This is a genomic window from Luteibacter sp. P4_D7_3, from assembly GCF_056401735.1.
This window is the reverse complement of record NZ_JBFUIT010000097.1, coordinates 1-12,624: the sequence shown is the minus strand read 5'-3', so window position 1 is coordinate 12,624 and position 12,624 is coordinate 1. Positions and strand designations below refer to the sequence as shown.

Genomic DNA, 12,624 nt, shown 5'->3' with positions numbered 1-12,624 from the left:
GTTATAGGTCTTCTGACCGGAGAAGACAGCCTGATAGCCCATGGCCGCGATCTCGTCGACGGGAAACTTGTCATCGGTGAGCTTGGTTTCCTGCAGCGCGATGATGTCCGGCTGCGCCTCGCCCAGCCATTGCTGGAGATGGGGCAGACGGACCTTCAGCGAAYTGACGTTCCACGACGCGATCTTCATGGCGATATTGTAAAGGAACGGCCGCGCGGCGACCCGCGCGGCCTGTGCCTCAGGCCCCCAGGCCGTAGCTCTTCAGCAGTGCATCCGGCCGCGGCTCACGGCCCCGGAAGGCCTTGAACGACTCGAGCGCCGGCCGTGTCGCGCCCACGGCGAGAATCTGCTCGCGGAAGCGCTGTCCGGTCGCACGGTTCAGCACCCCGGCTTCCTCGAACGGCTCGAACGCGTCCGCCGACAGGACCTCGGCCCACAGATAGCTGTAGTACCCGGCCGAGTAACCGCCGGCGAAGATGTGGGTGAAGGCATGCGGGAAGCGCTGCCAAGCCGGTGGGTGCATGACGGCTACTTCGTGGCGCACCTGCTCGAGTACGTCGAGCGGACGGGCGCCCTGCGCGGGGTCGTACTCGAGGTGCAGACGGAAGTCGAACAGGGCGAATTCCAGCTGGCGAACGAGGAATAACCCGGCATGGAAATGCCGCGCATCCAGCATCCGTTGGTAGAGGTCGTCCGGCAGCGGCTCGCCCGTCTCGTAGTGCCTGGCGAACAGGCGGAGCGCCTCGCGATCCCAGGCGAAGTTCTCCATGAACTGGCTCGGCAGCTCCACAGCGTCCCACTCCACGCCATCGATACCGCCGACCGACGGAATATCGACCTCGGTCAGCATGTGATGCAGGCCGTGGCCGAATTCGTGGAAGAGGGTGAGGACGTCGTCGTGCGTCAGCAGCGCGGGAGCCCCATCGGTCGGCGGCGGGAAATTGCAGGTCAGGAAGGCTATCGGCAGTTGTAGGTGGTCGCCGTCACGGAAACGCGACTCACATACGTCCATCCAGGCGCCGCCGCGCTTGCCCGAGCGCGCGTAGAGGTCGAGGTAAGCGCCGGCAAAGATCGAGCCGTCGGCATTCATCACGTCGTAATAGCGCACATCTTTATGCCAGGTGTCGACGTCATCGCGAGGCGCGAAACGGACGCCATACAGGCGCTCGACCACAGCGAACAGGCCGTCGATGGCGCCGGATGCCGGGAAGTAGGGCTTGATCTGCTCTTCGTCCAGTGCGTAACGCTGCTGGCGGAGACGCTCGGAGGCGAAGCCGACATCCCAGGGCTCGAGGTTGTCCAGCTTCAGTTCTTCCGAGGCGAAGCGGCGCAGTTCCTCGAGTTCCTTTTTCGCCACGGGCTTCGCCCGGGCGGCAAGATCGCGAAGGAAGGCGAGTACGACATCGGGCGACGTAGCCATCTTCGTCGCCAGCGATTCCTCGGCGGCATTGGCAAAGCCGAGCAGTTGGGCAGCCTCGTGGCGCAGGGCCACGATCTTCTCGATGCGCTCGGAGTTGTCGAACTTGCCCTTGTCCGGCCCCTGGTCGGAGGCCCGGGTCTGGTACGCGTAGTACACGGCCTCGCGCAGGTCGCGATTCTCCGCGTAGGTCAGCACCGCCTGCACGCTGGGCTGCTTCAGGGTGACCAGGAAGCCGTCGAGCGACTCCTCACGGGCGTATTCGCGCAGCACGGCGCGGCCCGAGGCGGGAATACCCGCCAGGTCACGCTCGTCGGTGATGTGCTTGCGCCAGGCTTCGCTGGCGTCGAGCACCGCGTTTGAGAACTCCGTGGTCAGCTTCGAAAGCTCCACGCCGATCTCGCGGAAGCGACTGCGGGCCGGCTCCTCGAGCGCCACGCCAGACAGACGGAAGTCGCGCAGGGCATGGTCGACGGCGGCACGCGCCGCGACGGGCAGTCCGGCGAAGTCACCGCGATCCGCCACGGCCTGGACGGCGGCGTAGAGATCGCGGTTCTGGCCGACTTCAATCCCATGATCGGTAAGCTTTTCTTCCGCCGCGCCATGGGCCTTGCGCAGGGCTTCGGAGTCGGCCACCGAATGCAGGTGGCTGACCGGTGACCAGGCACGGGACAGCACCTGGTCCAGGCGTTCCTGGGCCAGCATCACATGGTCGAAATCCCGCACGGCGTCGGCGGCGGCAATCCGGTCGATGGCGGCGCGCTGCTCGGCGATGAGGCTGTCGATGGCCGGCTCGATGTGTTCCGGACGGATCGCCGAGAACGCCGGCAAGCCGTTGGGGTCGAGAAGGGGATTGGTGCTGCTGTCCATCGGTGATCTCCTGTCAGGCGTCCAGCGTGGTGTTGCGGCCCGGTCAAATCAAGCCAGGTAGTCGTCTTTCAGGCGCACGTAGTTGGCCGCCGAGTAGTACAGCTGCGCCACCTGCGCGTCGCTGAGCACCCTGACCATCTTCGCCGGGTTGCCCAGCCAAAGCTCTCGCTCGCCGACCACCTTCCCGGGCGGGACCACCGCGCCGGCGCCGACGAAGCCGTTCTTCCTGACAACGGCGCCATCCAGCACGGTGGCATGCATGCCGATGAGGCAGCCGTCCTCGATGGTGCAGGCGTGGATAACGGCGCCGTGGCCGATGGTCACATCCTCGCCGATGATCGTCGGGAAGCCGCCGGGGGTGTACGGCCCGTCGTGGGTCACGTGGATGATCGCGCCGTCCTGCAGGTTGCTGCGGGCGCCAATGCGGATGTGGTGGACATCGCCCCGGGCGACGGCGCCGGGCCAGACGGAGGCGTCGTCGCCGAGCTCCACGTCACCGATGACGGTGGCCGCGGGGTCGACATAGACCCGCGCGCCGAGGCGGGGATGGATGCCCTTGAAGGGCCGGATCGAGGTAGGCATGGCGCCATTCTAATCGGTCGCGCCACGCCCACCGTGGGCATTACATGAACGCGCCGCCCACGATACGGCCGTCGGCGTCCATCTTCGGGAAGTAGCGGCTGTGGTTCTGGCGCATTTCTCGGGTGGTCATCATGTCCGGGGTGACCAGCATGACGTCCGGGTAGGCCGCGTGGAACTGCTCGGGGGTGGGCTTTGTGGCGATAAAGGCATCGAAAGCCTTCATGTCAGTGACGAAACCCGCCGTCGGCTTCGGCTGCGCGGCCGGCCCGGTCTGCGGCGCGGTCTGGCAGGCCACGAGGGCAGCGCCACCGAGCACGGCGGTGAAAAAGAGGATGGCGAGACGATGCATGGCGAGGCTCCTTGCCTGGGGGAGCCCGATTATGGCGCGACAAACGGCTCTGGACGATGAACGCCGTTGCGTCTGCCGGGTTTGTGCACCGGTAAATAAGGCGGCCGCGATAACGACGCGGCCGCCGGCCTTACTTAGTGGAAGCTGCCGCCGACAATGCGGCCGTGCGCGTCCARCTGCGCGAAGTAGCGGCTGTTATCCGTGCGCATTTCCATGGTCGTGACGTCACCCGGGAGGACGAGGCCCACGCACGAGTAGGCCGCGCGGAATTCGACCGGCGTCGGCTTGCCGGCGATGAACTTGTTGAATGCGTTGCTCTCAACGGTGCAGCGCACTTCGTTGCCGCCATGGATCTGGGCCGTAGCCGCGACCGGGGCGGCGACGAGAAGAGCGAGGGCGAGCGGGCGGAGGTACTTGTTCATGATCAGGCTCCTTGCCTTGATGGATAGGTATGGCGTGCCGTCGCTGACACGCGGTACGACTATCACCCGAAAAGCCCCGCAAAAACCTGAATTCGCCTAGCCGTTTCGCCTACGGATTGCGTCAGCTTTCGCCTCGTCTTCGGCCGTGACGACCCGTTGCTGGGCATCGAGCTTCGCGCCCAGGATGATCAGCGTGTAGTTGGTCGGATCGTAGTCGCGCAGCAACGCGATCTCTCGGCGCGCCTCTTCCAGCTCGCGACGATTGATCTGTCGTTCGATCTCCTGCGATGCGAACGGCAGTGTCTCGCGCAAGGCATCCTGCGCCGTCGCGTTCTTCGGATCGAGCTGGCTGACGCTGAGGTAGTACTCGTAGGCGTTGTTGCCCTGCGGCGCCACGAGGCGCCCTTCCTTCGTGGCATCGCGCGCCAGGCCGAGGAGGATATCGATTTCCGGCGCCGCACCGGACGACGGGCCGGCATCGCTGCTCAACGTGCCCGAGGCGTCGGTGGAGGATGTCGCCTGGTGGCTGCGAAACGCGACGACGCCAACGATGACCGCAAGTGCGGCCACGCCAACGGCAATAGCTAGAACCGTGCGTCGGGGAAACGCCGCGGTGAGTGTCTGGGACATGGGGGTGGTTCCGTGGCGCACCCGCAACCAGGCCGTCCCCCTGTTGGACGACCCCAGCGGGCTTGTCATCTTGGCGGCGAAATGTTGCAGCGACGTTGCGGTCGTCGCGGATCGCAAGAAATTGCCTTTGACGCACATCTGTCATTTAGACGGCCAAATGTGACTGCGGTCATGGTTCGTGCCGATGCACAGGACTACGGTGGCCCGACTGATCGCCCTGAAGACGTGGCATTGAGGGGGGAGGCCTGATGCAGGGAGCTCGGTGGGGATACAGCACTCACGCAAGGGAGTAGACACAATGTCACGCAGGTTCACACCCTGGCTCGCATTCGCGAGCCTGACGGCAGGCTATGTCCTGTCGTTACCCGCCCCGGCGACCGATTTGCAGCAGGCGGCACGCGCGCTGCAGCCAACGGCCGCCGCGCGCATCACGACCAAGGTCGAAAACACATCCACGTTCGCACTACCCGGTACGACACCCCGAGAGGCCATGGCCCAGTACGATGCCGGGGCGATGTCGGCGGGGGATACGGTAAACGACATCACCCTCGTACTGAAACGCGACGACGACCACGAGAACGCATTCCGCTCGTACCTCTCGCGCCTCAACAATCCGGCATCACCCGACTTCCACCACTGGCTGACCGCGGCCCAGCTCGGCGACCGGTTCGGGCCCTCGGCGCAAGACGTGAAGACGGTGCAGCAGTGGCTACGCTCGCAAGGCATGACGGTATCGGCCATTTCCAGCGACCACATGCGTATCGTGTTCTCGGGTCCGGCCAGCGCCGTGGCGAAGGCCTTCGGCACTTCGTTGCATCACTACACGGTGAACGGCGAGAAGCATTTCGCCAACAGTACCCAGACGCGCATTCCCGCGTCGCTTTCGCCGGTTATCCGCAGCGTGGCGCTGCATGACTTCTTCCCGAAGCCACAGCACACGGCGCTGATGCACAGCACGTTCGATCGCAAACATGGCAAGTGGAGCACGGCCGACGCGGCGAAGCCCGCGTTCACCGTACCACCGGGCACGAGCGATCCGAACATCACCTACGACATGGTGCCGGCCGATTTCAACCAGGTCTACAACGTGAAGTCGCTGTGGGATCGGCGCAATGCATTGCGCGGGGCAGGACAAACCGTCGTCGTACTGGAGCGCACCAACGTGCTTCCCGATGACGTCGCGCGTTTCCGCAACGCGTTCCTCCCTGCCGATGCGAAAGGCAGCTTCAGCATCCTGCATCCGCTGGATGGTGGTGTCGCCTGCGCCGACCCCGGCGTGAACGGCGACGAAGGCGAAGCCGCGCTCGATGCCGAGTGGGCCGGTGCGGCTGCACCGGACGCGAACATCGTGCTCGCATCGTGCGCCGATAACGGGGCCACCTTCGGCCCGTTCACGGCGGCCGCGCGCCTCCTCGAAGGCGGTCCCGACGGAAGCCTCCCTCCGTCCATATGGAGCCTGAGCTACGGCGCGTGCGAGTCCGGTGATCCGAGCGACGCCTTCACGGCGGACGCGATCTGGTCGTCCGCCGCGGCCGAAGGCGTGACCGTGTTCGTCTCCACCGGAGACGGCGGTTCAACGCAATGCGACCAGGGTGCGTTGTTCTGGTCGACCTCGGGTGCCGCGGTCAACGGGTTGGCGTCGTCGCCCTCATCGGTAGCCGTGGGCGGTACGGACTTCAACGACCGTGGCCAGCAGTCTACTTACTGGACCACGACGAACCTGCCCTATTACCAGTCCGCCATCAGCTATATCCCGGAAATGACCTGGAACAACAGCTGCGCCAGCAGCCATCTCTACACCCTGCTCGGCTACAAGGACGGCATCACGGCGTGCAACGACAGCGTCGGGCGCGGTCAGGACTTCCTGCAGGTCGGCGGTGGCGGTGGTGGCCCCAGTGGCGTCTTTGCGCAGCCGGAGGAGCAGATCGGCCTGAATGGTTCCATCAATCACACCTCGCGAACGTTGCCGGACGTGTCGCTGTTCTCGGCCAACGGCATCTTTGGCCATGCGCTGGTGTTCTGCATGTCCGATGCGGATAACGGCGGTACGGCTTGCGACTTCAGCAATCCGGACAGCGTGTTCGCCAATTCGGCAGGTGGCACCTCGTTCGCCGCACCGGCGATGGCCGGCGTGCAGACGCTGATCAACCAGGCCGCCGGCGACCGCAGCGGTAACGTGCTCCCTGCGTTCTACGGCATCGCCGCACGCCAGTTCGGCACCGTCGGCTCGCCGAACACGAAAAGCCTTACCGCGTGCAACGCCAGCAACGGCGCGACGATCGGCACGGACTGCGTGTTCAACAACGTCACCGAAGGCGACATCGTCCAACCCTGCGCTACCGGTACGCTCAATTGCGACACGGGCCGCAAGCTCAATAACATCGTCGGCATCGTTGAAGGGGGCGATCCCACCACCAACGCCCTGGTGCCGGCCTGGAAGAGCAATGTCGGCTACAGCCTGGCGACCGGTCTGGGTACGATCAACGCGGCCAACCTGGTCGACGCCTTCCTCGGCTGGGGTGCACCGGCCAAACGTGGCTACGCCGCATCGGCGGACTTCCTCTCGCTCAACAACCTGTTCACCAACGACGGCTACAGCGACTTCGCCTATGTCGATCCCACGCAGGGAGTGCTCCACTCGGTAGCGATGAAGGGTGCGGTGAGCCTGTATGACGAAACCCAGGCAATCGATCCCAGCCTGACGGTGGCCGCCTTCGGTGACCTGATTCCGGGCCTGGATGCGCTTTCGCTGAAGTCGGGCGAGATCGTCCTGCTAGGCGCCGACAACCAGGTCAATGTCTGGGTCTCGACCGGTACCGGCGGTTACTACACCTTCGTGGTCAACCATGTCGTCCCGGCTACGTGGAAGCTTCTCGGCAGCGGCGTCAACGACGCCAGCGGCACGCAGAAGCTGGTCTGGTTCGACACGGCGACATCGCAGATCGTCTGGTGGTCGCTGGACCTGGATCCGACCACGCAGAACGACATCATCGTCACCGCCGAGTCCGCACCGATCGATGGCGTTGCCGGTGCCACGCCCACCCTGGCCGACGCCAACGGCGACGGTTACACGGACCTGGTCTGGACCCGCGCCGACAACACCTCGCTGGCGCTGTGGATCGCCGACCAGCGAGGCAACTTCGTTGCGCATGCCTTGCCGGATCGCCCGGTGGGCGCGACGCTCTACGGCGTCGGTGATATCGACGGCAATGGGACCACCGACCTGATCTGGACGGATACGACCAACGCTCAGGTCAGTTGGTGGACACTGGACAGCTTCCGCGTCATCGCGAAGAAGAGCCGTGCCATCCCCGCGGGTTACACGCTGGCCAGCATCGGCGACTTCGACGGCGACGGCCTGGCCGACCTGCTCTGGCGCAACGCGAACAACCGCGTGTTCGAGTGGCAGGGCACCGGTACCGGCTTCACCTCGTTCAAGGTGGCCGATGCGTGGGGTACCGCCCTCGTGCTGGCCAAGCAGGACATCGTGCCGGCTAACCGATTCCAGGGTAGTCGCCGCGTGGCTTCCGCACCGTAAGGCATGACGACGGGTCGGCCCCCGGCCGGCCCGTCACCTTGCATCAGGCCGTGAACGGCTATCTCGGCCAGTGACTTCCCCTGCCAACCCGCCACCGCGCTAGGTTTGAGCAAGCCACACGCATCCGGCCACGCTTGAATGGGCCCACTACCCAGGAAAGGAATGCCGTAATGATCTTCGTCCTTGCTCTTCTCATCGGCGTCGTCGCCGGTCTGCGCGCCATGATGGCTCCGGCTGCCGTGGCCTTCGCTGCCCGCTTCGGCGGCCTTGCGCTCGCCGGAACACCGCTGGCCTTCATGGGCTACGCATGGACACCGTGGGTCCTCGGGATCGCCGCCGTTGGCGAACTGATCACCGACCAGCTGCCATCCACGCCGAGCCGGAAGATCCCGGTCCAGTTCGGTACCCGTGTGGTCACGGGCGCCCTGTCCGGCGCCTGCATCGGCGCCGCACACGATGCGCTGGTCATCGGCCTGGTCGCCGGCGCCATCGGTGCCGTCCTTGGCACGCTGGGTGGTTCGGCATTGCGCACGAAGATGGCCGCCGCGTTCCGGAGCGACCGTCCGGCGGCCATCGTCGAAGACATCGTGGCGATCGCCCTTGCCGTGCTGGTCGTCGCCTCCGCCTGATTTCCGACGGTGTGCCGTCGTCAGAACTTCGCGTTGAGGTTCACGAAGTACTGGCGCGGCGCACCGGCCATCAGGGTCTGGTTGTAACCGTCCGGGTCGGAGGCGACGTAGCCGTTCGTGCCGGTAGACGCGAAGTAGCGCTTGTCGAACAGGTTGGTCACGTTGAAGCCGATGCTCATTTCCTTCAGCACCGAGAGATTGCCGATGTCGTAGGCGAGACCGGCATCGACCACCCAGTACGACGGTACGGACGAATCGTCGGTGTAGGTGATATAGCGACGACCGGTGTACTTGCCTTCGACGTTGGCGCGCCAGCCCGCGATCTCGTAGCTTACCGAGCTGGAGAACATCGTCTTCGGTACGCCAACCACGTACTTGCCCGCCGTGTGGACGGTGCCCGAGTTCTGGTAGTCATCCTGGTACTTGGAATTGTTATACGAGAACGAATTGAGCCAGCTCAGTCCCTGTAGCGGCTTCCACAGGAACGCCACGTCTGCACCGCGGCTCTTCACGTCGCCCACGTTGTTCAGCGACGCGGCGCAGGTCACGACCGCCGGGCAAGGCGTCGTTGCCAGCAGGCGATTCTCGAAGCGCGTGTAGAAGAGGCCCAGCGAGGCCTCGAAGGTTTCGCCGTGCGCGCGATAGCCGGTCTGCCAGGTCTGCGACTCTTCCGGCTTCAGGTGATCCTTTGCCGCATCGAACGCTGCCTGTGACGTGCTGAAGGGCGTGATGCCAAAAGCGGAGATGTTCTTCGCATACGAGGCGTAGACGTCCTGGTTGGCATCGAGCTTGTAGTCGATACCGGCCTGCGGCAGGAAGCCCTTCTTCGCGCGCATCTGGCCCTGCGCGAACGCGGTGGTCGGCACCAGGGAGGTCGCGTCGGTGGTCACGCGCAGCGACTTCGCGCCGAAGTTGATCGTCAGCTGGTCGTCGAGCAGGTGGATCGTGTCCTCCGCGTAACCCATGCGCGTCTTGGTTTCGTAGTGCTGCAGGAAGGCCCGCAGGAACGGATCCTGGTCGTTATAGACCGTGTACAGCGCCGTGTACTGGCCATTCAGCGTGAAATAGTTGCGCTCCTGATTGGTGTTCGAATTCTCGCCCCAGATACCGACCTCAATGTCGTTGTTGCCGAGGTTGAACTTCAGCGCCGAAGTAATGCCGTAACGATCCAGCCCATAGTCGGTGGTACGCATCGAGATGGGCATGGTCGGCGAGGATGCCTGGTACGGCGTGGCCCACTGACCCTCGCCGCGATCGGCGTGGTAATAGCCCGTGGTGTCGAGCGTGGCACCGCCGAGATTGAACGAACCCGACAGCCCGGTCAGCGTGTCACGACGAATGCCGCCGCCGGCATAGTAGGTCGCGTCGCCCTTGTCGTAGTTGGCGGGAAGCCCATTGAGCGAGGCCGGGTACTGCCCCTTGCCGTTCAGTGCGTTGGCGATCTGCACGGCCGAGTTCCAGTCCGGCTGCAGGTAGTCCCAGTTCCAGCCCAGCACGCGCTGGCTGGTCAGGGACAGATCCATGTAGTCGTATTCCTTGCGCTTGCTGCTGTCCACGAAGAGGCTGATGCGGTTGCCGTCGCCCCACTGGTACAGCGCCTTCAGGTTGGCCTGGTTCGACTTCTGGTCGCCGAAGCCCTTCCACTTGTCCGTATCGGCGTTGGCGAACGACGCGTATACGGAGAAGCCGTGGTAGTCACCGGAGTCGACGCGGACGAAGGTCCGGTGCGTGGAGTCGGAGCCGAGCACCTGGTTCAGGCGCACGCCCGGCGTCATGTCCGGATCGGCCGAATAGAACTGCACGGTACCGCCAAGGTTCGTGTTCGACGCGGTACCCAGCGCGCCGGCGCCCTGGGCGAGTTCCACGGTGGCGAGATTCTCGGTGGTGATGGCGCGCGTGACCTGAAGGCCGTCGGTCACGCCGTAGCCCATGGTGCCGAGCGGAATCCCGTCGAGGGTAAAGCCGAGGCGGGACTGGTCGAAGCCGTGCAGGGTGATCTGCGTCGACCACTCGTAAGCGCCCCAGGGATCGGCGGACTGGAACTGCACGCCCGGCAGCTTATCGAGTGCTTTCAGCGCGCTGGTTCCCGGCGTCTGCTGCTTGGTGATCTCCTCGACGCCGATGCTCTGGATCTGTCGCGTTTCACCCGGCGCAATCACCGACACGGCGTCTAGCTGCTTCGCGTCCTTCGTGGTCGCGGCGGTGTCGGCCGCCGGTGCCGCCTTGTCGTTGTCGTTGTCGGCGGCGTGGACGAAACCGGCATGCAGCGAAAGCGCAAGCGCGGTGGCGAGGGCGGTGCGACGAAGCGAAGCACGTGCGAACGTCATCGGGTCGATCCCCTGGAGGTGTAAAACCAGGGAGAGTCGCGGATACGCATGTATCGTCGTTTACTTACAGATGACGGCTGGTTGACGGTGGTTGAAAACGTGATGCCGGTGCCTTCGCGGCTTTTTTGTCCAACGCGCAGCTTTCGTCCAAAACCACTTCGGACTTCTGGACGTCCGTAAGCTGTAACGTTTTCCGAAACGCGCTACAGTCCAACGTCAGTCTTCCGGCCGCGTTGTCATGATCGATTGGACCGCCATCACCACCGTTCTTTCCGTGTACGTCGTCGGCGTCGTGCTGCCGGGCCCCAACTTCGTGGCCGTCGCGCACAAGGCCGCCTCGACGACAACGCGCGAGGCACTGGCCCTGGTCGCTGGCGTCGTCGTGGTCAACCTGTTCTGGGCAAGCTGTTCCATCCTGGGTATCGGCATCGTCTTCGCGACCTTCCCATGGATCGCCCTGGCTGTGAAGGTCATTGGCGCCAGCTACCTGATCTGGTTCGGCGGGCGCCTGATCTCCAAGGCCGGCAGCGCCAGCGCCGCACGGATTTCCAGCGGGGGGCGCAGCCTGGGTCAGGCTTTCCGCACCGGCGTCGCGACCAACATCGCCAACCCGAAGTCGATGGCCTTCTATGCGGCCGTCTTCGCCGCCGCCGCGCCGAAGCACGTCTCGAGCCCCACGTTCGTCGGCATGCTCGCCACTGTAGCGATCGTCGCCGCGGCCTGGTACGGCATCGTTGCCCTCGTGTTCGCGACACCGAGCGTTGCCGCGCGTTACCGACGCGGCAAAGCGTGGATGGATCGCGTCTGCGGCGCCATGATCGTCGCGCTCGGGATTCGCCAACTGGTTCGCTGAAAAGACCCGGTCATACCGACAGCCTAGGCTGTGTCATGAGCAGGAGCTTCCGATGAATGTCGCTGTCCGTCTCGTCTGGCCCACCGTCGCGCTGCTGGCGCTGGCGGGCTGTGCCAGCGCACCTACCACGCCCGTGAACGTCGCAGCAGCACCGGTCGCGCCGATCGCCGTGTCCTGCCAGACCGATGCGATTACCGACCAGCCGTGCATCGCGGCTGCCCGCAAGCGCTGTAGCGCACCCACCGTGGACACCATTCGTCTGGTCCTGGCAAAACAGGTACCCGCCGACGCGCAGGACACGCAGAAGACCGTTTACGAGTACCAGGCGACGTACGCGTGCCCGGCGCAGCCCGTGGCCACGGTGCCCTGAGCGACCCCGTCACGCTGGAACGTAGGTCAACCTGCAGAACCTCTCAGTGGGTGGCCGTCGCCCGCTCCAGGCCGGTGATCCAGTCCATTGCGTAATCCCGATCCGGTCCGCACATCTCCGCATCGGGCCGCAGGCCGCCGCAAACCGTCGGCCGTTCCGGCCGACCGAAGATCGCGCAACGGTTGTCGTCGGTCAGCTGCACGCAGCGCACGCCCGCCGGCTTACCGTGAGGCATGCCGGGGATGGGCGAGCTGATGGAGGGCGCGATGCAGCAGGCACCGCAGCCCATGCGGCAGGACAAGGACATGGTCATGACCGGGTGGGCGTCAGAACCTCTGGCGCAGGAGGTTGTAGACAGGATCCGTATCCGGCCGCGTACCGTGCCAGCGCTCGAACGCATCCGCGGCCTGTTCCACCAGCATGCCGAGGCCGTCGCGGAAGTAGCGCGTACCTGCCGCGGTGGCCCAGCCTTTGAAGTCCGCTGCGGCAGCCCCGTAACAGAGGTCGTAGCAGGTGCTGTGGTCCTGCAGGATCGACATGGGCAGGTCGAACGTGCCGCCGATGACGCCGATCGAGGTGGCGTTGACGACGAGATCGAAGCACTTTCCCGTCAGGTCGTCCCAATACCGGGTATGGC

General features: G+C 65.0%; 12 protein-coding genes and 1 pseudogene. 4 read left to right on the top strand and 9 right to left on the bottom strand.

The features are described 5' to 3' along the window. The 6 genes from AC1DSN_RS10910 to AC1DSN_RS10885 all read right to left on the bottom strand — a co-directional run. The coding region (locus AC1DSN_RS10910) for an endonuclease/exonuclease/phosphatase family protein (protein ID WP_477330670.1) at window positions 1-189 on the bottom strand (189 nt) is incomplete at its 3' end. 49 nt (window positions 190-238) lie between these two features. Then, a complete protein-coding gene (locus AC1DSN_RS10905; protein ID WP_477293467.1) occupies window positions 239-2,287 on the bottom strand; it encodes a M3 family metallopeptidase in 2,049 nt (682 codons plus the stop codon). Window positions 2,288-2,335: 48 nt separating this feature from the next. Continuing rightward, window positions 2,336-2,869, bottom strand: a complete 534-nt coding sequence (locus AC1DSN_RS10900; RefSeq protein ID WP_477293469.1) for a gamma carbonic anhydrase family protein — start codon at window positions 2,867-2,869, stop codon at window positions 2,336-2,338. Between the two features lie 40 nt (window positions 2,870-2,909). Then, window positions 2,910-3,218, bottom strand: a complete 309-nt coding sequence (locus AC1DSN_RS10895; protein WP_477293471.1) for a hypothetical protein — start codon at window positions 3,216-3,218, stop codon at window positions 2,910-2,912. A 134-nt stretch (window positions 3,219-3,352) separates the two neighbouring features. After that, window positions 3,353-3,640, bottom strand: a complete 288-nt coding sequence (locus tag AC1DSN_RS10890) for a hypothetical protein (protein ID WP_063573592.1) — start codon at window positions 3,638-3,640, stop codon at window positions 3,353-3,355. Between the two features lie 96 nt (window positions 3,641-3,736). After that, entirely contained in the window at window positions 3,737-4,270 is a 534-nt protein-coding gene (locus AC1DSN_RS10885) for an energy transducer TonB (RefSeq protein ID WP_477293474.1), read from the bottom strand. Between the two features lie 298 nt (window positions 4,271-4,568). Between AC1DSN_RS10885 and AC1DSN_RS10880 the strand changes: the two genes are divergently transcribed. Beyond that, window positions 4,569-7,808, top strand: coding sequence for a protease pro-enzyme activation domain-containing protein (locus AC1DSN_RS10880; RefSeq protein WP_477293476.1), 3,240 nt, complete (start codon window positions 4,569-4,571; stop codon window positions 7,806-7,808). A gap of 170 nt (window positions 7,809-7,978) precedes the next feature. After that, on the top strand, window positions 7,979-8,437 hold the full coding sequence (locus AC1DSN_RS10875; RefSeq protein ID WP_477293478.1) for a DUF4126 domain-containing protein: 459 nt from the start codon (window positions 7,979-7,981) through the stop codon (window positions 8,435-8,437). A 20-nt stretch (window positions 8,438-8,457) separates the two neighbouring features. On the opposite strand, the gene AC1DSN_RS10870 is transcribed toward AC1DSN_RS10875, so the two are convergent. Further along, complete coding sequence (locus AC1DSN_RS10870; protein WP_477293480.1) at window positions 8,458-10,764, bottom strand: TonB-dependent receptor; 2,307 nt, start codon at window positions 10,762-10,764, stop codon at window positions 8,458-8,460. 238 nt (window positions 10,765-11,002) lie between these two features. Here AC1DSN_RS10870 and AC1DSN_RS10865 point away from each other — a divergent pair, with 238 nt between their 5' ends. Both AC1DSN_RS10865 and AC1DSN_RS10860 read left to right on the top strand, forming a co-directional pair. After that, entirely contained in the window at window positions 11,003-11,617 is a 615-nt protein-coding gene (locus tag AC1DSN_RS10865; RefSeq protein WP_477293482.1) for a LysE family translocator, read from the top strand. Between the two features lie 52 nt (window positions 11,618-11,669). Then, complete coding sequence (locus AC1DSN_RS10860; protein ID WP_477293484.1) at window positions 11,670-11,987, top strand: hypothetical protein; 318 nt, start codon at window positions 11,670-11,672, stop codon at window positions 11,985-11,987. Between the two features lie 43 nt (window positions 11,988-12,030). Here the strand turns inward: AC1DSN_RS10860 and AC1DSN_RS10855 are convergent, their stop codons facing one another. Beyond that, complete coding sequence (locus AC1DSN_RS10855; RefSeq protein ID WP_477293486.1) at window positions 12,031-12,300, bottom strand: YkgJ family cysteine cluster protein; 270 nt, start codon at window positions 12,298-12,300, stop codon at window positions 12,031-12,033. A gap of 13 nt (window positions 12,301-12,313) precedes the next feature. Beyond that, window positions 12,314-12,624: pseudogene (locus AC1DSN_RS10850) on the bottom strand (shikimate dehydrogenase); the annotation flags it as partial.